15 protein-coding genes are annotated in these 24,409 nt (G+C 35.5%); 14 read left to right on the forward strand and 1 reads right to left on the reverse strand.

All coding sequences use genetic code 11. From position 1 onward, the window contains the following. The first annotated feature begins 96 nt into the window (after positions 1 to 96). The 14 genes from ACO05S_RS15075 (at position 97) to ACO05S_RS15140 (ending at position 22,013) form a co-directional block, all read left to right on the forward strand. Positions 97 to 1,548 (forward strand): RagB/SusD family nutrient uptake outer membrane protein, encoded by a 1,452-nt coding sequence (locus tag ACO05S_RS15075; RefSeq protein WP_421918837.1) that lies wholly within the window; start codon positions 97 to 99, stop codon positions 1,546 to 1,548. A gap of 26 nt (positions 1,549 to 1,574) precedes the next feature. Further along, positions 1,575 to 2,522, forward strand: coding sequence for a hypothetical protein (locus ACO05S_RS15080; protein ID WP_421918838.1), 948 nt, complete (start codon positions 1,575 to 1,577; stop codon positions 2,520 to 2,522). A gap of 67 nt (positions 2,523 to 2,589) precedes the next feature. Then, the gene (locus tag ACO05S_RS15085) at positions 2,590 to 3,726 is read left to right on the forward strand and encodes a redoxin domain-containing protein (protein WP_421918839.1); all 1,137 of its coding nucleotides are present in this window, start codon (positions 2,590 to 2,592) and stop codon (positions 3,724 to 3,726) included. Between the two features lie 1,324 nt (positions 3,727 to 5,050). Then, complete coding sequence (locus ACO05S_RS15090) at positions 5,051 to 6,634, forward strand: DUF4369 domain-containing protein (protein WP_421918840.1); 1,584 nt, start codon at positions 5,051 to 5,053, stop codon at positions 6,632 to 6,634. 473 nt (positions 6,635 to 7,107) lie between these two features. Further along, on the forward strand, positions 7,108 to 8,520 hold the full coding sequence (locus ACO05S_RS15095) for an MFS transporter (RefSeq protein ID WP_421918841.1): 1,413 nt from the start codon (positions 7,108 to 7,110) through the stop codon (positions 8,518 to 8,520). A gap of 175 nt (positions 8,521 to 8,695) precedes the next feature. Continuing rightward, positions 8,696 to 9,169 carry a protein-disulfide reductase DsbD domain-containing protein gene (locus ACO05S_RS15100; RefSeq protein ID WP_421918842.1) on the forward strand — a complete coding sequence of 158 codons (474 nt, stop codon included), beginning with the start codon at positions 8,696 to 8,698 and terminating at the stop codon, positions 9,167 to 9,169. Positions 9,170 to 9,868: 699 nt separating this feature from the next. Beyond that, positions 9,869 to 10,813: a phosphate/phosphite/phosphonate ABC transporter substrate-binding protein gene (locus tag ACO05S_RS15105; protein WP_421918843.1), complete on the forward strand. Its 945-nt coding sequence runs from the start codon at positions 9,869 to 9,871 to the stop codon at positions 10,811 to 10,813. A gap of 3 nt (positions 10,814 to 10,816) precedes the next feature. Next, complete coding sequence (locus ACO05S_RS15110) at positions 10,817 to 11,452, forward strand: 4Fe-4S dicluster domain-containing protein (RefSeq protein ID WP_421918844.1); 636 nt, start codon at positions 10,817 to 10,819, stop codon at positions 11,450 to 11,452. A 10-nt stretch (positions 11,453 to 11,462) separates the two neighbouring features. Continuing rightward, complete coding sequence (locus ACO05S_RS15115; protein WP_421918845.1) at positions 11,463 to 12,494, forward strand: 4Fe-4S binding protein; 1,032 nt, start codon at positions 11,463 to 11,465, stop codon at positions 12,492 to 12,494. A 745-nt stretch (positions 12,495 to 13,239) separates the two neighbouring features. Then, complete coding sequence (locus ACO05S_RS15120) at positions 13,240 to 15,198, forward strand: cytochrome c biogenesis protein CcdA (protein ID WP_421918846.1); 1,959 nt, start codon at positions 13,240 to 13,242, stop codon at positions 15,196 to 15,198. Positions 15,199 to 15,512: 314 nt separating this feature from the next. Next, entirely contained in the window at positions 15,513 to 18,311 is a 2,799-nt protein-coding gene (locus tag ACO05S_RS15125) for a M16 family metallopeptidase (RefSeq protein WP_421918847.1), read from the forward strand. Between the two features lie 127 nt (positions 18,312 to 18,438). Beyond that, positions 18,439 to 19,719 (forward strand): serine dehydratase subunit alpha family protein, encoded by a 1,281-nt coding sequence (locus ACO05S_RS15130; protein ID WP_421918848.1) that lies wholly within the window; start codon positions 18,439 to 18,441, stop codon positions 19,717 to 19,719. 21 nt (positions 19,720 to 19,740) lie between these two features. After that, positions 19,741 to 20,697 (forward strand): thioredoxin-disulfide reductase, encoded by a 957-nt coding sequence (gene trxB, locus ACO05S_RS15135; RefSeq protein ID WP_421918849.1) that lies wholly within the window; start codon positions 19,741 to 19,743, stop codon positions 20,695 to 20,697. Positions 20,698 to 20,897: 200 nt separating this feature from the next. Next, complete coding sequence (locus tag ACO05S_RS15140) at positions 20,898 to 22,013, forward strand: PLP-dependent cysteine synthase family protein (protein ID WP_421918850.1); 1,116 nt, start codon at positions 20,898 to 20,900, stop codon at positions 22,011 to 22,013. Between the two features lie 46 nt (positions 22,014 to 22,059). On the opposite strand, the gene yccS is transcribed toward ACO05S_RS15140, so the two are convergent. Beyond that, a complete protein-coding gene (yccS, locus tag ACO05S_RS15145) occupies positions 22,060 to 24,204 on the reverse strand; it encodes a YccS family putative transporter (RefSeq protein ID WP_421918851.1) in 2,145 nt (714 codons plus the stop codon). Positions 24,205 to 24,409 lie beyond the last annotated feature (205 nt).

Raw genomic sequence — 24,409 nt, forward strand, 5'->3', positions numbered from 1 at the left:
AACATGATTCGGAGATTAAAACGATTGTCTCTTTAATTAAGAGTTCATAGGTCTTGCGTCTTGATACTTGAGTCTTGATACTAATTTTTTAAACACATGAAAAATATATTATTACTTATAATGATTGGAATTGCTGCTGTATCGTGTGATTCGTTTTTGGATGAGCCGATAGAAAAATCTTCAGCAAAAAGTTTAGAAACAGCTGAGGAATTAGATGCAGTTATTGAAGGACTACCATTTTTATACCCCTCGGAAACTGATTTTTTCTGTACTGATAATTTTACCATACCCATTGACTTTTATTCAGACTTGCCAACCAGTTTCGATATTAATATGGAACAGCAATATGTGATGACTCCATTTACCGAAAATTCCGGGGATATTATATGGAACCTCCACTATGAAACCATTTGGACATGTAATTTGGCAATAAAATCTATCAATGAAGGAGAGCTAAAAGGCGATAAAGTTCTTTTATCAAAGCTTAAGGCTGAGGCACATTTTATCAGGGCTATGTCGTATTTTTCCTTAGTACTAAATTATTGCTTACATCCAAGCACTCAGAATGAAAATGAACTTGGCTTACCGCTAAGAACCAATACAGATGGAGAAGAAAATTTAACCAGGTCTGGATTAAAAGAGACTTATGAGTTTATCGAATCGGACCTGGCAGAGGCATTAAAAGCTGATATTGAATTTACACGAAATTGGCGAATTAGTACTGTAGCTGTTAAAGCTTTTGCAGCACGTTACTATTTGTATGTAGGTCAATTCGATTTAGCTTCAGTTTATGCAGATGAGGCCTTAACGGAATATTCAGACATGATAGATTATGCTACTGAATTTCCCACAGTTGAAATGTTTGATGCAGAATATCCAATTTCGTTTGAGTATAGCCAAAACCGAAACGATAGTCGCTCATTAGCATTTTGGAAAGGGCAGTATTACAACAGGTTTAAGGCAAATTTTCGCGAAAACACAATCCCTAGCCAAGAGCTAATAGATTTATTTAATCCCTTGGACAAACGTTACGAGTTGTTTATGGTTGAGGGGTATTTTAAACGTTTTGGAGGTTCTGGTGATTTACCTTTAGGTTATGTACAGGGAGCAGGCGGAGCGTGTATTTCAGGTCCTTCAACTGCTGAGATGTATTTGATTAGGGCAGAAGCAAAGGCACGTAATAATGATATAGCTGGTGCCGCAGCAGATGTTGAACAAGTTCGTATGCATCGTTTTGCCACAGCAGATTATGTAGCTATGGATGTCCCAACAGATAAAAAATCTGCTATAGAAATGGTTATCGACGAACGCAGAAGAGAAATGCCCTTTACAAGCAGATGGTATGATATACGCAGGCTTAATGCAGATGCAGAGACTGATGATATTGTTATCCGCAGAAGCTTTTATCCTGTAAGTATGGGAAGTGCCAATACTAATGCAGAGCTTATGGATTATGTGATAGAAGCTAATTCAAGATTGTTTGCTCGTCCTCTTGCTTCAGGTATAATTAACTTGAGCAATGGACAAACAAAGCAAAATGAGTACTAATTGTTTATAACATAAAGCAAATAAAGATGAAAAGAATAAAATATATATATATGCTTTTGGTTGCAGCAATTACAACTATTGGCATGTACTCTTGCGATGAAGAAGAGTACGCAAAAGATGATTTTAATATTAAGCTTGCAACGGTAACTTATGTTACTCCGGGAGAATTTAATAACTTCTTTTTTGCCTCAAACTTAGAAAGGTTCGAAGTAGGTGAATTTGATTTAGACTTGCTTATTGTACCTGGTAAAGAAGATGATGTTATTGAGAAATTAGAGGTTTATGCATATTTTTTGGAAGATGTAAACGGTGAGCAAGTGGTGCATGGAGGCACCGAGGGTAAATTAATGACAACATTAGTTGACTTGGAAAATACATTGGAAGTAAAGGTGAATGTAAATGTTGATGATCTTTATGACTTATTTAGCTCAGATCTAATTGATACCGACAGACCTTATAAACTTAAGGCGAGTGACCACTTGGAATTTAAGTGGGTTATTACTACGGCTGAAGGCGAAATTACTGATACTAGATATGATTGTACAGGAGCAGATTGTCAGCATATCATAGGTGTAGATTCGGGTATAGCCTGTCCAAACAATTTAGATGGTAACATTTCATTTGTGTGGATTGACGCAGGTGGAGCTCTTTCGCGTAACATAGGCAGGTCTGGAAGTATTAATATTAAAAGAATAAGCCTTGCCGGAGAGTATGAGGTGGATGACTTTGAGTTTGGATCAGGGCCTCCTCAGTCAGGAACTATGGTAGATGATAATTGTTCTGGCAAAATGCTTATTACAAATTATGGTAATACAGTTTGGGAGTTTACAAACTTTAATGGATCATCAGTTGATGTGAAGTTTACCAATCGTTACACAGAAATGTATCCACAATATGGTATTTGGGGTCAGGTGCGCTTAACCCGCACTGATGGCAAAGACTGGCCTACTGATCTTAAAGGAGCCAATCAATAGGAATTAAATTTAGAGGGTATTTACGGAAATACCCTCTTTTTCTTTAAACATTTTAATTAAAATAAAAATGAGACTATTAGTTGCGATATTATTTATAAGCACAATGTTTTCTTGTGGCGAAAAGGATCAGTTTATTCTGAATGGCCATATAAAAGGAGTGGAAAATGATAAACTTGTATTGGGCATCTGGGACAAAAGTACCAAGTCTTTAATAGGTATGGATACGGTTGCTGTGGAGAATGGCGATTTTGTTTTAAAAAAGAAACAACTTGAGGTTAATCAATACATACTTCGTTTTTTAGATTCAAAAGTATCAATACCATTGTTGTTGGAGAATGGTATGCTTGAGTTGACTGCAAATGCCGATGATGCGAAGCGTGGTTACATTCAAAAATTCGATTTAAAAGGCTCAAAAAATCATGATCTTATCCAAAGATTTAATGCTATGGAGGATGAGATTTTAGAGCAGGAAAAATATGCTCAGAGTAAGCAATTGAAAGCCAAAATAAAGCATGTTACCAATCGCGATGAGTATGATGAAATTAGGAAAGAACTTAATAAGCTTTCACCTAACTTAAATACAGAAGTTAAAGCAGCCAAGCTTGATCTGATTAAGAATAATTTAAACCAATTTTTTGTTGTCTCGGTTTTTCCACAGATCAAGAATATTGCTACCATTGAACAAGTGAAAGAAGTTTTTAATAGTATGCCCGAAACCTTCAAATTGCATCATAATGTTACAGATATGATGAAAGATATTAAAATAAAGGAAAGCATTCAGCCCGGAAAACTTGCCCCAGATTTCACGCTAAAAACTCCAACAGATGAAGATTTAAGTTTGTCTGATTTAAGAGGCAAGATTGTATTGGTAGATTTTTGGGCTTCATGGTGTAAACCATGTCGTGCTTCTTTTCCACACATGAAGGAATTGTATCAAAAATACCATACCAAAGGATTTGAAGTACTTGGCGTTACAAATGATACCAATCACAAAGCATGGAAAAAAGCCATTAAGGATGATGAACTTCCATGGTTGAATGTCGCAGATCAATTTCCGCCGGAAGGAAGAGGGATGGTTATTGGATCTTATGGAATGGATTATTTGCCTTCTACAGTATTGATTGATAGAGAAGGAGTTATTATCGCGAAATTAATTCATGGCGATGAACTGGATAAAAGCTTGGAAGATATTTTTGGGTTCTAAAGAGTAGGTCAACAAAACGATCTCGTGTAAATCTATTAATCCAGCTTAATTCTTCAAGTTGTTACAAAAACGAGTAAAGTATGCCTTGTAAGCTAACACGCCAGGCTTTATTTTGGTTGAATATGCTTTGCAAGCTTACACTGCATGCTTCACGAAAATAAAATGGTAATTGTAAGCTTACACGGAATACTCATTGGAAAAAATAATAGCCTTTGCAAGCTTGCAAGTCATATTTTATTTTGGTCGAACTTGCTTTGCAAGCTTACACAGCATGCTTTTCGAAAGTAAAATGTTTATTGCATTCTTACACAGCATACTTTTCGAAAAAAAATTAACTTCTGCAAGCTTACACGGCATACTTTTCAAAAGAAGAATAGCTTGTGCAAGTTTAACTGCTTGTATTACAACCCATTTTAATTTTAGGCATGATTGGCTATTTGGCCAACCTGCAATGTCTTCCGTGCTTATACAATCGTAGCAGCCTAATTATGAATTGAGTCTTAGGTTGTTTTAAAAATTTTGAGTTCAGTCAAGAAAAGATAGATTCATATCCTTTGCTTACGAGATTTTTTAACGAAGAATAAACTATAAGGAGAAAGGATACAATCAAACCTAGGTTAATTTAACTTGAGTTCGACGTAAAATTCTATCCACAGAAAGTTCTATTTGGGATAGATTTGCATTAAAAATTCCTCAAAATAGCACGCTATTCTTTCCAAATTTTTAATGCAAATCTATCCCAAATAGAACTTTCCATTATGTGTTTGCCTGCTTTCGGCATAAATTTCCTCAAATCTTCTTGAAATATCCCGATATTCCTTCGAAAATTTGAGAAAATTTCTACTCAAAATCAGATCAAACTGTGGATAGAATTTTACGTCGAACTCACGTTAATTTAGGTTAAAACCGTTCTTCTTGTTCACTCTTTTGCTGTTTAGGTGTGTCCTACTAATGTGTAAGAATTGCTATTGCTAAAGTTTAATTCAAAATGAAAAACTTAATAATGCTTTGGTTTACTGCTTTTTTAAGTAAAGGTATGTTTGCACAAGGAATTGAATTTGAAAATTTGCTGAAGCTTTAGCAAAGACGAAAAAAGAGAATAGGAAAGAAAAAGCATTGGAGAATATCAATGTGTTTATCTCCAAAAATGCTGAAAAAGGAAGTGCAACTAATGCGCACTTTAAGCAATTAAAAGAAGAAATCGAAATATGTAATCTAATTATTGATTATTTTTAGCAAGGATAAAAGGTTAGGCTGTTTAAATGGGGCGCCAAATCTTATACCATGCCTTCAATCAATAATTCAAATCGTAAAAACTGATCAAATGAAATTTAAATTGAACCTACTAATTGTTCTGGCAACTATGTTAGGAGTTTTTGCCTGTAACAATGCTAAAAATGAAGCAAAGTCAGGAATGACTTTAACAGGAACCATCACAGGTGTTAAAGATGGAACTAAAATTGAACTGGCTCATTATACTTCAGAAGGAGTACAAAGTGATACAGCTATAGTAAAGGAGGGAAAGTTCGTAATAAAAGGAGATTATCCTACTCCAACGCTTTGTCGTCTTTTGGTTTCAGAGACAAATGCTTTTGCTGTTATTTATGTAGAGAATACCTCAATTGCAGTTAAAGCCGATGCTAAAGATATGGATAATGTAACTGTAACAGGAAGTAAAGAGCACGACCTATATGCACTTTTTGAAAAGGAGAGCAATAGAATTGGCGAGAAATATAAAAATGTAATAACACAGCTTTATAAGAAAGGAATTACAAAAGAACAAGCTGAAGACTTAAAGAAACAACTGGAGCCTCGGGAAAAAGAATTTACGGATTTGGCCGAGAAATTCATCAAGGATCACCCTTCTTCGGCTCATGCGGCAAATTTAGTTTCTCGAATGGTATCGGGTAAAAGTGCTGCCGAAACAGCAAAGATGATTAAAGCAATGCCTTCTGAACTGCAAAGCAATCCTATAATTGTAAAATTATTAACAGATGTAGCCAAGAAAGCAGAGTATGAAGTGAGCATTGAAGAATTAATGGCCAATGTGAACAATATAGCATACAAAGTAGATACAAAATATGCTGGCAAAGAGTTGAAAAATGTAATTTATTTAGGTGTTTTAAAGAATGGAAATCTTTGTGCATTAAAGAAAGATGGAACAGTTCAGATTATTGATACTAAAGGAAAAGTAGCTAATCAATTTAAAGCTAATTTAAAAGGCCAAGCATCTTCCTTAGCGGTTGATTCTGATAATAATATCTACTTGTTGTGCTCAATTAAGGAAGAGGTTATTAAGAAGGTAAGAGGTAGAAAAATGAAGAGGATGATGCCTAAATCTGTTGAGTGTGTTGTTTTTGACGAGAAAGGTAAAGAGCTACGAAAATACATGCTTAAAGGTGTTATTACGGCAACCGGAGCAAGAGTAGTAGATAACAATTTGGTGGTGGCTGATTGCAGAAAAGCAAAATTGGCAATGTTTAACAAAGAAACAGGAGCAGCTGGAGCGATAATGAAAGATATGCGTCCATGTTGTGGAATTCTAGATTTTAATGTGAATGCAAAGAACGAAATTATGGTTGCTAACCTTGGAGCATTTCGCGTTCAAGGTTTTGATTTTACTGGAAAGAAAATTCTTTCGTTCGGGCAAAGGGGGAAAAGCATAAACGATTTCCATGGTTGTTGCAATCCGGTAAGTGTAACAAGCTTGTCGAATGGTGCAATTGTAACGGTTGAAAAAGATCCAACTCGTATCAAAATCTACAGTAAAGAAGGAGCAAAACAAATTGCAGGAATCGAAGAATTGGTAAAAGGATGTTCATACATTCCAATGATTGTTGATGGCAGCGATAACCTTTATTTAGCTTCGGCAGAAAAAGGAATTGTAAAGTGTGTATCTGTAAATTAGCTTAGGAAGCTTTAATCCAACAGGGGCTGTTTCAAATGGTTGAAACAGCCCTTTATATTTGTTATACCTATTTTGGACATTTTTCAAATATTAAACGGTAAGTGAGTTAATCTGACTCATGATACAATCTCTTTTTGTCCGATTAGTACGTACTTCATTTTAATGAGCTGATTCAGAAATGAATGATTCGGTTTTATTTTTAATAAAATGGGGATTAATCAAATTTATTATTTGTGAAATTCATGTGGGGATTTTATTTTTAGCATCTAAATAATACCAGTATTACCATTAAATAGGTCTCAATCTTTAATCCTTTTGAGTTTATTCTTCATAAAAAATGTCGCCGTAGCTGATGTTATGCCTCTATTTTAGTCTTGACTAAACTCAAAATTCTCAATACAACTTAAGGCTCATTAATAAAAAAACTGGTAGAATGCAATTATACCTTAAAATAAAACTAATAAAGAATTAAAATGAGTTCAGAGCAAGAAAGTGCGGTAAAGGAAAAGTTTTCAAGAGCCTTTTGGGTAGCCAACTCGGTTGAATTACTCGAAAGAGCAGCTTACTATGGAGTTTTTATTGTTATTACAATATATCTGTCAAGAATCCTAGGGTTTACAGACTTCGAAGCAGCAATGATTTCCGGATTGTTTTCAGCGGGTTTATACCTGCTACCAACATTTAGTGGAGCTTTAGCTGATAAAATGGGATTTAGAAAGGCCTTATTGTTAGCATTTGCATTATTATCAATTGGTTATGCCGGACTGGCTATTCTACCTACTATGCTCGAATCGGCAGGATTGGTTGAATATACTGAGGTAACAAAATTTACAGGATTAGAGAATACAAAATGGAAATGGATGATTGTTCCAATTGTAATCGTGATTATGGTTGGAGGATCATTTATTAAATCGGTAATTACAGGAACTGTAGCTAAAGAAACTACAGAATCCAATCGTGCAAAAGGCTTCTCTATCTTTTACATGATGGTGAATATTGGGTCATTCTCAGGAAAAACCATTGTAAAGCCATTGCGTGAGGCTATGGGGAACGAAGGTTTGGTAAACCTGAACTTTTTCTCTGCTGCAATGACTTTAGCGGCAGTTTTTGCCGTGTTTTTCTTTTTTAAGACTTCGAAACATGAAGGTGAAGGAAAATCATTAAATGAAATATGGCAAGCATTAGTCAGAGTTGTTGCAAATGGTCGTTTGGTAGCTTTAATACTAATCGTAACAGGGTTTTGGATGGTACAACACCAGTTATATGCAACAATGCCAAAGTATGTACTGCGTATGGCAGGTGAAGGAGCATCTCCTTCCTGGTATGCTAACGTAAATCCACTGATTGTTGTTCTTTCGGTTGGTTTAATTACACAGTTGATGGCCAAGCGCACAGCTCTACTTTCAATGACCATAGGGATGTTTATTATGCCTGTTTCAGCATTGTGCATGGCGGCAGGTAACTTGCTAAATGTAGATACTATTAACTTGGGATTGTTTAACATGCACCCTGTGGCATTTATGATGATTGTTGGGATTGTATTCCAAGGTTTAGCCGAGTCTTTTATATCTCCTCGCTTCTTAGAATACTTCTCGTTACAGGCTCCCAAAGGAGAAGAAGGACTGTATTTAGGATTTAGTCACTTACATTCATTTGTATCTTCGATCTTAGGTTTTGGTTTATCAGGAGTTCTTCTTACCAAATATTGTCCCGATCCAACTTTATATGAGTCAAGAGCAGAATGGGAGTTGGCATCCGCAAATGCACATTACATTTGGTACTATTTTGTTGGGATTGCGGCAGTATCAGCAATTGCCTTAATTATTTACGGAAGAGTAACAAATAAGCTCGATAAGAAGAAAGTTCAAAACAAAGAGCTAATATGATCTCATAACCGATTCTTTGGAAGAGATGTTTATACAGAAATTTACAAAGGTTAATTAAGCTTAATAAAAACCTATTATTCTCATCCTATTTTGTATTATTGTAGTCTTAAATACAAATAAGGATAAACACTAATTGCGAAAGAGTTTTCTCTTTCGTTTTGAAAAAGGTAATGATATGAAAAGAAAAGTAGCAGTACTATTAGTACTAATGTTAAGTGTTTCAGCGGTTTCATTTGCTCAAATTTTAAAACCTGCAAAATGGACAGTGGAGTTATCAAAGAAAGATATCAAAGTAGGTGATATTATTGAAGTTGTCTTCAAGGCCAAAATAGATAAGACTTGGCACGTGTACTCAAATGATTTTGATGCAGATTTAGGTCCTATTCTAATTGAATTCGATTTTGAAGATGATGCAAGTTACGAGAGAATTGGAAAAGTTAAGCCAATTAATGCTCACAAGAAATACGATAAAATTTGGGAGGGCGAGGTGAGTTATTTTGAAAATACTGCTGAGATGCGTCAAAAGATTAAAGTTAAAAAATTGCCATTGCATGTTGAAGGAACATTTGATTTCCAAACATGTTCAGATGAAACAGGCCAATGTGTTATGGGTGATGACGAATTCGATTTGAATTTCCCAAATAAATAAAACAAATTGATTTAAGTACGAGCTAAGAGGCTGTCTTTTTAGGCAGTCTTTTTTTGTGAAAAAAAATTACCAGACTTGCACCGATGCTTAACTTCAACAATTTCTTTCGATGGAGCAATGCGAATCGTCTTCAGACTAAAAAAAGTGATGAGGGGCGTTTGAAGAAAGCTCAAGCCTTTAGGTTAATTTAAGTGAAAAAAATAATCTAAAAAGATCAGATAATGCTTGTTAAGCAGTTCTTGGGTTAAATAAGGTTAAAAGAGATTCGATTTTCTCCTATAAACTCGAAAATAAAAAGCAATGATTGTATTATTGTACAGGATATAAACTTTTTGTAAAGTAGTTTAGATAGAATATAAATAAAGGAAATCTCTTCGTTCTATTTAATTTAGAGTAAATATGAATTAAGAAGAATGTGACGGATTTTTTCATCCATTTCAATGGGAACGATGTCATATAAGCAAACACAAAGAGTTTGAACTTAAAATTCATGGATCAAAAAATGTTCTTTTTATAAATTTTTCTGCTTTAAAATTTTAAGGATATACGGTTTTTATTGATTGTTTAAATACACAATATCAGAACCAATTCGTATATACAGTCTAAGAAAAATTAAATGAGTATGATTATTTTTTATATGGTAATCTGAATCTTACCAATGAAATAAAACTATAAACAGATGAATAAAATTATAAACAGATGAAATCACCAATTAAATTTTTTGCAGCTGCACTACTAATCAGTTTTTTTGCAGCTTGTAATGAAAAGCCAAAAAAGGAAGTAAAGAAAGATGAAGGATTTGAGGAAACTGCCTTCATGCCATGTTGTGGAGAGCCATCATCAAAAGAGAAATTATTAACTATTAATCTTGCTTTAAACGATACATATTGCAAGAAAACTGCTTGTGCATGTATTCACGATATTGCGGCAAGAGAGTATGAGGAATTGCAAAAGCAATTGTTGGAACAATTTAATATTGATTTACAGATTACCTATTACATGGAGCCATACATGATGGAGGATCAGTTAAGAGCCAAAACTCATGATGGTGTAATTACAAAACCTTGGAATGCGTTCATGTTAACCAAGGAAAATAATCTACGTTACGAAAGAATTGCTGACATCCTTGATGTGAACGACAACCAATGGCTAACTGGTGTTTATTTGGTGAGAAAAGATTCAGACATTAAAACAATGGCCGATATTAATGGCAGAACAGTTGTAGCCGGACAAGAGGATGCTTACGAAAAATATCACGCTCCATTACGTCAGCTTGATAGTTTAAACATTAAACCAGGGCATATTTATTATAAAGCTAGTTGTCTGGAGAGCATTAATGAGCTAATAGATAAAAAGGCTGAAGTAGCGATTGTATCAGATTATGTGTTAACAGCAAGTTGTGCCGTTGATTTGGCAAGCGAGGATGATTTTAGGGTGATCGGTAAAACGCAAAAAATGCCACTATGTTCGGTAGTTATCGATCGCAAGAAAATTTCAAAAGAGGATGCAATGCGTTTTCAAGCAGCCTTGTTAGCTTTATCAAACGATAAATCTCCTGAGGGTATGCTAAGTGCAGGATTCGTTAAACCTGCATCGTGGATTCCACTTCCTTACAATAAAAAAATAGCCCAAAACGAAAAATAAACTATGACTGAGAAGAAGAATTGGAACAGACGAAGCTTTCTGCGTAAAGCTGGTCAGGCAACATGTGCTCTTGCGCTTGGAGGGATAGCTTACAGAATTGTAGGTCAACATCTAAATGAAGAAACAGCAGGACCGCGATCAAGATATGTTTGGCAAATTGATCCTGAAAAATGTACCAATTGCGGAAAATGCGAAACGGCATGTGTTCGCACACCTTCTGCAGTTAAAGCTGTTAATGATCAGAAAAAATGCTCTTGTTGTGTAGTATGCTATGGTCATATTAAGAACAAGCAAATCGAGTCTGATAAGATTATGAGCCACGGAGAAAGAGTTTGTCCTTACGATGCTGTAACTCGCAAAAATTTCTCTGGAGGAGAAGATGGTTACTTCATTTATGACATCGATCACGATAAGTGCACTGGATGCGGTAAATGTGCAGAAGCTTGCACAGATAAAGGAACAAAGTCAATGTTTTTGATTATTCGCCCGGATTTATGTCTGAATTGTAATTCTTGTGATATTGCCAAAATTTGTCCAGAACAAGCAATTGATCGTTTGTATATCGGACCAGAAGATGATTTTAAAGGAATTTATGAATTGGAGTACCCTCAAAATGATATGAACGGTTATGGAGCTTAAAGGATTAAAGATGAATATTAGATTGATTTTTGTAATTGTATTTACAATTACTTCTTTCATAGCTTCGATAAATACCAGTATGGCTTTGCCCGTGCCTCAGGAAAATGAGACTCACGATTGTCATAGTATTGATGATCTTAGCAGAGGAAATATACGTGAATTTAAAGACAACTATATTCCAAAGGAATATTTTCCGACTCCAGAATACATGGTGTTTGTAGATTTGGGTGCTTTGGTACTATTACTTTTAATTGGGGTGTTCTTTGTTTGGAGAAAGAAATCGCAAAAGGCAATGACCGTAATGGCCATCATAGCATTTGCTTATTTGGGTTTTATTAGAGGGGGATGTGTTTGTCCTGTAGGAGCTATATCTAATACCACAATGGGCTTGATTACACCTGCCGAAGTTGGATTAGCAAGTTTAATCATTTTTATGCTTCCTCTAATAATTGCTTTAATTATTGGTAGGGTTTTTTGTACATCAGGATGCCCTTTAGGAGCAGTTCAGCACATCGTACAAAAATCCAAAAAGACGATTAAGTTACCTAAGAAACTGAATAATGCACTAAAAATTGTACCAATCCTAATGTTAATTGCAACTGTTTATTTTGCTATTCAGAGTGCGTGTTTCTTTGTGTGTGAGTTGGAGCCCTATAAAGTGCTGTTTTTCACAGGACAAACTTGGTTTGAACAAGCACTGGCATTTATAGTTGGTAATCCAATGGAACCTAAGTTCTTAATTGCATTCGGTTTTGGAACTTGGTTGTATTTAATTGGCATTCTTGTTTTGGGTTATTGGGTTCCACGACCTTTTTGTCGTTTTTTGTGTCCATATGGAGTATTATTAGGACTTGTTTCATTCTTCTCATTCAAACCAAGAAAAATTAAAGATGTTAATTGTGCGTATTGTGGCATGTGCGAAAAAATATGCCCAACACAGGCAATTGTCATTGATAGAAAGAATAAGTATGCCTATGTGTCGAATTACGACTGTGTACAGTGCAATAAATGTAACGATGTATGTAGAAAAGATGCTTTTTAATAAAAGATATTAATCTAGTATGAAAAAAGGGGTGTCCGTAAGTTATGGATATCCTTTTTTCGTTATTTCTTCAATTTTAAACATTTCTTTCGAAAAAAGTTGCAAAAGGTGTAAAGGAAAGTTCAGAGGGGATCTTGTACCAATTTTAATAAAGTAATGAGACTTAAATGGGTTTAAAGGTTGTGTCTTTATTAAACACAAAAGGACAAACAAGAAGACTGATTTCATGCTAATACTGACATTATAAAAGATGGGTTCATTACCTTAAATTCAATAAGGAAAAGTATGAATATGTAGAGGTCCGATTTTATAGTTCATCTAGTTTGAACTTGATAATTTATGTCTTATAGTTTGAAATCAAGAACCCCCTTATTATCTACGATTCATTAGTGAAAGTGTAGATAGAATTACAATCAATGAAAAAAAGTAATAAAAAATTCACTTTTTTTTCACACTCTTTTTTTAACTAATCTGGATTGTAATTGAAATTATTAGCTGTAGATAATCAGAGAGTTTGTGTATTTAATGCAAAACAATATAAATGATAGATTGTTTTCTAGGTGTCTGTTAATGTGACTTTTGTTAACGTTAATTAACGATATTTTTTACTTATTTAGTTCACCCAATTAGAGGTTTTGGTTGTCTCTAAAAGGAAAGTAATAACCAACCAAATCAACTAATCAACTCAACTTGGTTGTAATCTGGAATGAATGATTATGACCACTTATAGACTAAAAAAAAACAGATGAAAGGTAAAATTACAATTCTAACCATCTTGATGATGGTTTTTAGCGGACTTTCTTTCGGACAGGTTATAGAACCTACCAAGTGGGAAGTAGAGTTTTCTAAGAAAGATGTAAAGGTAGGAGACGAATTAGATGTTGTTTTTAACGCAACAATAGACAAAACATGGCACGTTTATTCTAACGATTTTGATGCGGAATTAGGTCCTATTTTAATTACTTTCGATTTTACAGAGAACTCAAGCTACGAAAGAGTGGGAGAGGTAAGACCAATTAATGCCCACAAACATTACGATGAAATTTGGGAAGGTGAGGTAAGCTACTTCGAGAATAAAGGTGAAATGCGCCAAACCATTAAAGTGAAAGAATTGCCATTGCATGTTGCAGGTACTTTCGAATATCAAACTTGTTCTGATGAAACAGGTCAATGTGTAATGGGTGATGATGAGTTTGATTTGAAAATTGGTAAAGGAGTTGTGGCTGAAGACTCGGCTACAGGAGATCAAGAGAGTAAAAAAGGACTTTGGGCAATTTTTATTGCAGCATTCTTAGGAGGTTTAATTGCAATTGTTACTCCTTGTGTATTTCCTATGATTCCGATGACAGTAAGTTATTTTATGCATTCAGGAGGAGGAAATAAAGCTAAGGGTAGAATGAATGCTTTCTTTTATGGATTTTCAATTATAGCAATTTATACAGTAATTGGTACAATCTTGGCTGTAGTAATGGGGCCGGATTTTGCTAACTTCCTAAGTACGCACTGGATTCCGAATATTCTATTCTTCCTGATTTTTGTTTTATTTGCTTTTTCATTCTTTGGTATGTTCGAAATTACAATGCCAAGTTGGATGGTGAATAAATCAGTGGCGAATGAAGATAAAGGTGGTTTCATGGGGTCTTTCTTCATGGCATTTACTCTTGTTCTTGTTTCATTTTCATGCACTGGTCCAATTGTAGGTTCTATTCTTGTAGCTTCGGCAGGTGGTGAAGTATTAATGCCAATTATTGGAATGTTAGGATTTTCTTTAGCATTTGCATTACCTTTTACATTGTTTGCAATTTTCCCAGGCTGGTTGAACAATCTTCCAAAATCAGGAGGATGGTTGAACTCGGTAAAGGTTGTATTAGGATTTCTGGAATTGGCATTAGGTCTAAAATTTTTAAGTGTTGCTGATCAAACTTACCATTGGGGAATATTAGATAGAGAAGTATACATTGCGATTTGGATTGTAATTTTTACTCTATTAGGATTCTATTTATTGGGTAAATTAATGTTTGCACACGATAGCCCATTAAAAAGTATTAGTGTTCCACGTTTAATGTTGGCAATAGCTTCATTCTCATTTGTGGTTTACATGATACCGGGTATGTTTGGAGCACCGTTGAAAATGCTATCAGGATTTACACCACCATTAGCAACGCATGATTTCAACTTAAGTCAGATTATTAGAGAGAATTCTGGAGGAGGGGCTGTTGTCAATAAAGTACCACACAAGGCGAAGTATTCGGATTTCTTGCACTTGCCTCATGGATTGCAGGGGTATTTTGATTACGATGAAGCTTTAGAAGCTTCGAAACGTGAAAACAAACCAATTTTTGTTGACTTTACTGGACATGGTTGTGTTAACTGTCGTGAAATGGAAGCAAATGTTTGGTCTGATCCAGCTGTGCTTAAAAGATTACAGCAAGACTTTATAGTAGTTGCTCTTTACGTTGATGATAAAAAGAAATTGCCAGAGGATCAATGGTATGTGTCAGAATATGATGGAAAGAAAAAGAAAACCATAGGTAAGCAAAATGCCGATCTTCAGATTCGCAAGTACAATGTAAATGCTCAGCCATATTATGTGATCCTGGATGCGAAAGGAAATGATTTAACAGAGCCAACGGCTTACGATTTAGATGTGAGCAAGTTTGTTAAGTTTCTTGATGAAGGAAAGAAGAATTACAAAAATAAGTAACGTTTTAAGTAGTTAATTAAACATTTCAATATAAATATAGTTTAGATTGCTTAGTGATTTTTCATTGAAAAATTTAAAACAGAATAGTACTACCATAACTTATTAAAAGAAAACAATAAATACTAGTTAGTGGTTACGAGCAGGGCTGTAAAGGACTTTACCCCAATATCTGATCTGTAAACTCCCTGCTCACACCTCTTTTCATTAGAAAACCAATTACCAAACCATTTTTTCTTTGTGAAAACATAGAAGAATTTAGTCTTGAACTAAAGAACTCTCGGAATGATTTTGAGAAAACTAAAAAAAACAACAAAATGAAGAAATTCTTGACCTTACTCGTTATGAGTACAATTTTGTTTTCTGGTTTAAGCCAGGCACAGAATACAACAACAATCCCTTTGAACCCTAAGGTAAAGCATGGTAAGCTTTCTAATGGTATGACTTATTACGTGATGCACAATGAAGAACCTAAAGACAGAGCAAGTCTTTACTTTGTGCAAAATGTTGGAGCAATTTTGGAAGAAGAACCTCAAAATGGTTTGGCTCACTTTCTGGAGCATATGGCTTTTAATGGACTTGAGCATTTTCCGGGAAAAAGTATGTTTGAGTATCTTGAAAAGCATGGAATTAAGTTTGGTAGAGATATTAACGCCTACACTGCTCAGGATGAAACAGTATATAATATCAGTAACATTCCAACCGAAAACGAAAATCTTTTGGATTCAGCTTTACTTGTTCTGCACGATTGGTCGGGTGGACTATTGTTAGAAGGAGAAGAAATTGAGGCGGAAAGAGGTGTAATTCATGAAGAATGGAGAACTCGTAGAAATTCTCGTTTCAGGATTAATGCTCAAACTACTCCGGTATTATTCAATCACTCACAATACGCTAAACGTGATGTAATTGGATCTCTTGATGTAATCGATAATTTTGAACACAAACAACTTCGTGATTACTACAAAAAATGGTATCATCCGGACAACCAAGGAGTAGTAGTAGTAGGTGATTTTGATGTGGAAAAAATGGAGGCGAAAGTGAAGTCTCTTTTCTCACAGATTCCTATGCCTAAAAACGTTCCTGAAAGAATATACTATCAGGTAGAAGACAGTAAACAGACTCAATATGTATTGGCGAAAGATAGAGAAGCACAATCTGTTTCTATTAACTGGATTTTCCGAAAGCCGGCTTTTATGAATCGTGACGAGAATTACATGAGAGAAGGTTTGGTGCAGGGAATGTTCAATACCATGTTTAACAACCGTTTGAAAGAGTTGATGCAAAAACCGGATTTTCCTGCTGTTGGAATGCAAGTTGGAAACTTTGACTTGTGTCGTACAAAAGCGGCTAACTACATTGGTATTTCTCCAAAAGAGAATAAGGAAATTGAAGCGTTTGAAGCTTTTATTAAAGAATTTGCTAGGGTTCAACGTTTTGGATTTACCGAGTCGGAATTGGAAAGGGTGAAAACTTCTTTCCTGAGAAGCTATGAATCATACATGCAAGGAAAGGATAAAATTTCAAATGAAGACTGGGCTAAAACATTCCAAGAACATTTTTTAAAAGCAAATCCTGCACCTTCGGTTGAATGGGAAGTTGAATTTGGACAGAAAACCATTCCATCCATTACTTTAATGGAAGTAAATTCAATGTTGAAAAATTATGGAAATATCAACAACAGTGTTTTTGCATTAAGTGGTCCTGATAAAGCTGAAATTAATTATCCTACAAAAGAGGAGTTGTTTGCATCTATTAAAAAAGTGATGTCTTCGAACATTGAACCTTATGCTGATGAAATTGACGATTCTCCGATGATATCAGACAAATTAACTGATAAGACATTTATATCGGAATCAGTGGTTAAAGGTACCGAAGCGAAATTATATAAATTAGAAAATGGTGCAAGAGTAGTGGTACTTCCTACAGATTATAGCAAGGATGAAATTCTTTTCAGCTCATATAGCTTTGGAGGTACTTCGGTACTTGAAAGAGAAGATTTAGAGTCTGGAGATCTTGCAACTATGTTGGCTCAAATATCTGGTGTTGGTGAATTCAACGCAATTCAGTTGAGAAAGAAATTAACAGGGAAAATTGCAGGTGTTAAACCAGCCTTAGGTACATATACTGAGGGATTTTCAGGATCGGCTTCACCAAAAGATTTTGAAACCATGCTTCAATTGCTCTATCAATATTTCGAAAATCCAAGGTTCGATCAAAGTGTATTCCAGGCTCAGATGGGAAGAATCAAAAATAGTCTTCAGCATGCAAAAGCAGATAATGACAAAGCATTAAAGGATACTATTGGTCAAATGATGACAAACCACCATGAACGCTCATTAATGTTCAATGAAGAGTTTGTAAACAACATCGATTTCGAAAAGGCTAAAAAGATCTATTTGGATAGATTTAAAGATGCAAGCGATTTTACTTTCTTTTTTGTAGGTAATATCGATGAAGAAAAACACCTGCCTTTAATACGCAAATACGTCGGCAGTATCTCTTCTGAGAACCGCAAGGAAAACTGGGTTGATAGAAAAGTTCGCATGGCAGATGGAAAAGCACAAAATATTTTCGAGAGAGAAATGGAAGTGCCAAAAACAACTGTATATCTTGCTATCGATAATGAAATGAAATACAATCTTGAAACCAGAATGTATGCTAGAGTACTTTCTGACTTGTTATCGAAAAGATACATGGAAACGATACGTGAGCAGGAAGGTGGAACTTATGGAGTTCATGTAAATCCTTCTATCGGTAAGCGTCCATACGAACATGTAGGTTTGAAAATTCAATTCGATTGCGGACCTGATAATCAGGAGAAATTAAGAAAGTTGATTTATAAGGAAATTGATGCAATTGTTAATACTGTTCATGAAGCGGATCTGGAAGAGATTAAGAGCAATTACATAAAGAACAGAGCTGAGGCTGAAAAACAAAACTCTTTCTGGTTAAGCGTAATTCAGTCATCATTAATGAACAATGAACCAATTACAAATACTGAAGAGTATATTAAATTGGTAAAAAGTATCAATGCTAGGAGTGTAAAAGAGTTTGCTAAAAAATTATTTAAGAAATACGATTCTGTTGAGGTAGTAATGAATCCAAAGAATTCGTAAGACAAAATCAATAGTCTGTTTTGGTTTAGTTTTGGATCGGTTGGAGGTAAGGGGCCAGCCGATCCGTTCTTTCATATATTAACAGTTAATTACCAAAAACAACAAACATTTAATTTTATCCAAACTAATGAAGGAAGTATTCTTGCAAAAGCTGAAAGAGGAGTTTGTACCAGCTCTTGGATGTACAGAGCCAGTTGCTGTTGCCTATGCGGCGGCTAAAGCTTGTGAAGTTTTATCTCTACAGCCCGAACGTATTGAGTTCTTTGTAAGTGGGAACATTTTAAAGAATGGGATGGGAGTAGGAATCCCGGGATCGGGTATGGTTGGACTTACTATTGCTGGAGCTTTAGGAGCTTTGGGAGGCGATCCAACTGCGGGGCTTGAAGTATTGGATGGCATCAGTAATGATGTTATGGAATTGGCTAAAACTTTTGTGGACGAAGGAAAGGTTACCGTTGATGTGAAGTACGAAGTACCTAAGTTATATATTGAATGTATCTGTTATAATGGTGAGAATAAAGGGCGAGTGGTTATTCAGGATCGTCACACTAATATTGTTGCTGTAGAAAGAAATGGAAAGATTATTTATAGTAATTCAAGTAATTCAGATAGTACAGGAGGGACTGATTTTTCTACGTGGAGTTTTGAAAGTATCTACAATTTTATAAATACTGTAGATATATCCGAAATTAGATTTATAGAGAAAGGCATCAAACTTAACAAATCAATCGCAGAAGAGGGCTTAAAAGGAAATTATGGTCTACAGGTTGGAAAGTCGATGATGTTAAATATTAAAAAGGGTTTGTTATCCTCTGATTTAATGAATCGATCTATCATGTTAACAGCTGCAGCTTCTGATGCGCGTATGGCTGGTAGTACCATGCCTGTGATGTCGAATTGTGGCAGCGGAAACCAGGGAATTAGTGTTACCCTGCCTGTGGTTGTTACTGCTGAGGAATTGCAAGTTGATCAAGAAAAGTTGTTAAGAGGTCTGGCTTTGGCATTACTTACTACAATTTATATGAAATCATTTGTTGGGCAATTGTCAGCATTATGTGGTGTATTGCTTTCTACAGCCGGGGCTGGATGTGGAATTACATACATTATGGGTGGAGATTTTAAACAACTTGGAATGACCTTGCAAAACATGACTGGTAGTGTAACAGGTATGATTTGCGATGGAGCAAAATATGGCTGTTCACATAAGATCTCGGCAAGTGTCAGTGCGGCCATTCAATCATCGCTATTGGCAATGAATCACAATGTGCTAAATGGAATGAATGGTATTATTGATGATGATGTTGAAGCAACTATAAGAAATATAGGACGCTTGGCCAATGAAGGTATGGAAGTTACCGACGAGGTAATTTTAAAAACCATGTTGGAGAAAATGAAAAAGTTATCGTAAGCGTAAGAAATATTTAAAAAGATGGATGTGAACGAGAATGCTATAGAGAGAGTTAAGTGTTTGATAATTGGATCTGGACCAGCTGGTTATACGGCAGGGATTTATGCTTCAAGAGCAAACCTAAGACCTGTGGTTTATGAAGGACTTCAACCTGGTGGGCAGTTAACTACAACAACTGAGATTGATAATTTTCCAGGATACCCTGAAGGAATTAGTGGTCCGGTAATGATGGGTGAGTTGAAGAAACAAGCTGAAAGGTTTGGGTGCGATTGCCGCTGGGGAATTGTTACTGATGTTGATTTTGAGCAAAGGCCTTTTAAAGTTACGGTTGATGGAAAAACAGAAGTTGAAGCAGAATCGGTTATTATTGCAACTGGTGCAACTGCGAAATATTTAGGATTGGAAAGTGAAGAGAAATTTAAAGGCTCCGGAGTATCGGCATGTGCAACTTGCGATGGGTTTTTCTATCGTGGAAAAGATGTTGCAGTAGTTGGAGGTGGTGACACTGCTTGTGAAGAAGCTTCTTACTTGGCAGGACTTTGCAATAAGGTTTACTTGGTGGTTCGTAAAGATCATTTGCGTGCTTCGAAAGCAATGCAGGATAGAGTTTTCAAAACAGAGAACATTGAGATATTATTTGAGCACAATACCAAAGAATTAACAGGAAACATGGGAGTTGAAGGCTGTACTTTAATTAAAAAAGCTGGAACTCCGGAAGAGGAAGAAGTAAAAATTGCTATTGATGGATTTTTCCTGGCAATTGGACATCATCCAAATTCAGATGTTTTCTCAAAATATATAAAAACCGACGATCAAGGTTATATTTTAACAGAGGAAGGAACACCTAAAACGAATGTACAAGGAATATACGCTTGTGGTGATGTTCAAGATCCGGTTTATCGTCAGGCAATAACATCTGCTGCTTCGGGTTGTCAAGCAGCAATGGAAGCGGAAAGATATTTGGCAGAATTAAACTAAGGAATTGTCTTTTTTTTCGTAAATCACTAAAAGATTTACAACTTCCATTATATTTAAGTGTAAGTTTCAGCAAAGTTGGCAACTCTACAAATTAATTACACATGTTTTACTGTAGAGTTGCCTCTTTTTTTAATGTGAAAAAGATAAAAAGATCCTAATAGTAGGAGTATGTTTAACAACAAAATATAAATACTAACAAAATGATTTCAAATCCCCTAAACAACAGATTAATGGGTATTTCCAGCTTAATTGGAAATACACCTTTACTTGCCATAGAATTTACTTACAAAGGAAGTAAGCGAACCATTTATGCTAAAGCAGAATACTTGAATATGACAGGTAGTATAAAAGACCGAATGGCTTTTCATATTTTGCAGAAAGCATATAGCAGTGGGGCATTAAAAGAAGGTGATCGTATTATTGAGGCAACTAGTGGTAACACTGGAATTGCATTCTCGGGAATAGGTAGGGCAATGGGACACCCGGTAACCATTTATATGCCAGATTGGATGAGTCAGGAAAGAATCAACCTTATTCAGAGCTATGGTGCCAAAATTCAACTGGTTAGTAAAGATGAAGGTGGTTTCTTGGGTAGTATCGAAATGGCAAATAGACTAGCCGAAGAAGATGAAAAAACCTTTTTGCCGCGTCAATTTTCAAATTGGGACAATTGTGAAGCACATTATAAGACAACCGCTCAAGAACTGTGGTGGCAATTAAAGTATAGAAATTTGGTTCCGGATGCATTTGTTGCTGGAGTTGGTACGGGAGGAACTGTGATGGGCGTTGGTAAATTTTTGAAAGAGCAAGATCAGACCATTAAAGTACATCCGTTAGAGCCTTCAAACTCACCGACTATGTCAACGGGTTATAAGGTTGGGAAGCATAGAATTCAAGGAATTTCGGATGAGTTTATTCCATCTATTGTTGAATTGGATAAGTTAGATGAGATTGTTAGTGTTGACGATGGAGATGCTATTTTAATGGCTCAGAAGCTATCATCTGTATTGGGTCTCGGTATTGGTATTTCATCGGGAGCCAACTTCTTAGGAGCTCTTAAATTACAGGAAGAATTAGGTTCGGATGCGGTAGTTGTTACAATATTTGCTGATGATAACAAGAAATATTTAAGTACCGATTTAATGCGAGAAGAGCCGGTTAAGGAAGGTTTTATGGCTCCGGGAGTTTTACTTCATAGGTTTCGTGCATTTAAGCGTGTTTGCCATACTTGTTGCGATCCTACCGATTGCGTGGAAGGAAATTATAGTGATGCTTACGATATGGTTAAATTACCATATTGTCCAAGACGAAATTAGTATATCTAAAAATAGTTCTAACCTCTGTCCAATTAGGCAGAGGTTTTTATTTCTCCTCAATTTGAGAAGCTTTTTGAGCCAGCTGCTTGGTGACTTCGGCAATATTGTACAGTAAAACCAATTTTTGTCGTTGAATTCCCCTCTCTGTAAGTTCTAGTTTATTGCCCAATTTTTCAAGGATCAGATTCAATTCGCTGTAAGAATATTGAAGGTTGTTTTTTCTTAAAGAATCAGCAACCATCCGAAGCACTTCCTCAACCTCTTTGTACATATGTCTTACCTCATCGTTCATGTAGCCTTTTACATTTCGATGAGATCCTAAAGCCGATAAATACGAGAGTAATGCATGATTTAAATAGGTTATCGAAAATGCTCTTTTTTGTAATTTTTGATGTTTTTTAGGCTCTAATTTCATTCCGCGCCAAGCTAAAGCCAACGAGTTATCAGCCTGATGTGCTTGATATCTGGAAATCCGATAAGGCAAATCATCTTTACTAGGGGAATCGTATTCCAATAAAATCCTGTTAAAGTACACTTTGTTCTTTTCTATAGCCGTTGCCAATAGGGTAGGAAGCTGTTTGTATTGCCAATCGGGCCACATAAATCGAACCACCAAAATTGCCAATAGGGCTCCAATAATTGTATCTATTATTCTCGGAATCATTACTGCAACTCCCTTATCAGCAATTAAATTAAAAGCTGCAATTACAAATATTGTCACAAAAATCACAGAAATGGCATAATTCTGTTTTAGCCATGCAAAAAAGAAGTAAGCAGCGATTATAAGTAAAACCACCTGTCCGCCTATGGTAGGAAGGATTTGAACAACTGAAACGCCAACAATAACACCGGTAATAGTTCCCAAAATTCTCTGAAATATTTTTAATCTGGTTTCACTATAGCTGGGTTGACATACAAATAAACTTGTAAGTAATATCCAATACCTTTTTTCAATATCAAAAACTTGCATAAAAAAATATCCAATTAGGAAACAGGTTGATAATCGGATCGCATATTTAAACCTGGGATGTTTCCAATTGAGTAGATTTGTAAAGCGTTTCCGCAAGCTACTCGAATCCCTGTCAACTCTTGGCAGATAGCCAGCATCAACATTAAAATTCATATTCTGTAATGAGATATGCGATTGGTTTAAGTTCTGTAATAGTAAACCAAGATCGTTCTTGTTGGTAGTTTGTTTGATATCATTCAAGTGCGTTTTTATTGCATTAATGGTCCATTTTATGGAAATTGGATGATGGTATTCCGTTCCCATTAGCAAACTCTTTGATACCTCGTGAGTGGCAAGAGATAGCTGAAGCAGTAACTGACCTAAGCCTTCTAAAATTTCTCTATTGTCTGAATCAGCACTTAATAAATCGTAGCGATCATGACTTGAGGCTGCTCGTTCATGAAGACTTTGTAAAAGAATAAATTTATATAGATATGGGCGAAGTTGATTGATATCGTCAACAGCATCAGTGTAACTGTTTAATACATTTTTGCAACGCCCCAAAGATCCAATCATTTGTACATTTAAAGAAGCCAGCCTTTGCCTTGTTTTCTTTTGAATGGATTCTTGACTTGGAAACAGTTTTGATTTCTCTTTCATGTATAAAGAAAGGTTTTCAAATCCATCGGCCAGTTGTTCTTCCAATAATCTTGCAGGATGCAGATAGAGCAATGTCAGCGATAGTAAACCATAGCAAAGAGCACCTGTAGGCAATAAAATAACTTGAGTATACCAATTGAGGGGTATTTCGGCTCCTAGCATGGTATATATAGCTACAAGTAAGGCGCCAAATGTTATTCCTCGATAGCGCTCACCCAGGCCGCCGATTAGAATAAAAGTGATGGTTGAACCTGCTAATCCTATTCCAAATAAAATGGGGTAGGGAAGCAATAATTCTACAGAAGCACTTGAGATGATAAAGCTAAGAATGGAAAGCAGCAGTGCTTTTACTCTTCCCTTGGGGTGATCATCTGTTTCCGATAATGCGCCAGCCAATGCTCCTAATGCAAGTGTAACTCCAACGAAAGGCAGGTTAAAAATTACAAATGGAATTAATAAAGCACCCATTGTAAAGGCTGATTTTAGAGCCAAAAGACGATTAGGATATCGCCAAATATTTCGAACCCATAATTCATACCACTGTTGTCCTCGAAATTGTGTAACTCTTAGTTTGTTCTGCATACCAGAATTTTTTAGATTAAAGATAGCAGAAAACGAAAAAAGCGCAAGAAGCATAAAGAGGAACAATAAAGCATTAAAAAAGCAAATCGGGATAAGTTGCTCAGTCTATGAAGCCATTCATTGAGCTAATGATTGTTCATCCCAAAACAATAAACTTAACTGATAAAAAAGAGAAAGGGTTCTTTCTTGTTGTCCCATTTGACAT

It is taken from the genome of Marinifilum sp., assembly GCF_965230805.1.
Taxonomy (GTDB): domain Bacteria; phylum Bacteroidota; class Bacteroidia; order Bacteroidales; family Marinifilaceae; genus Marinifilum.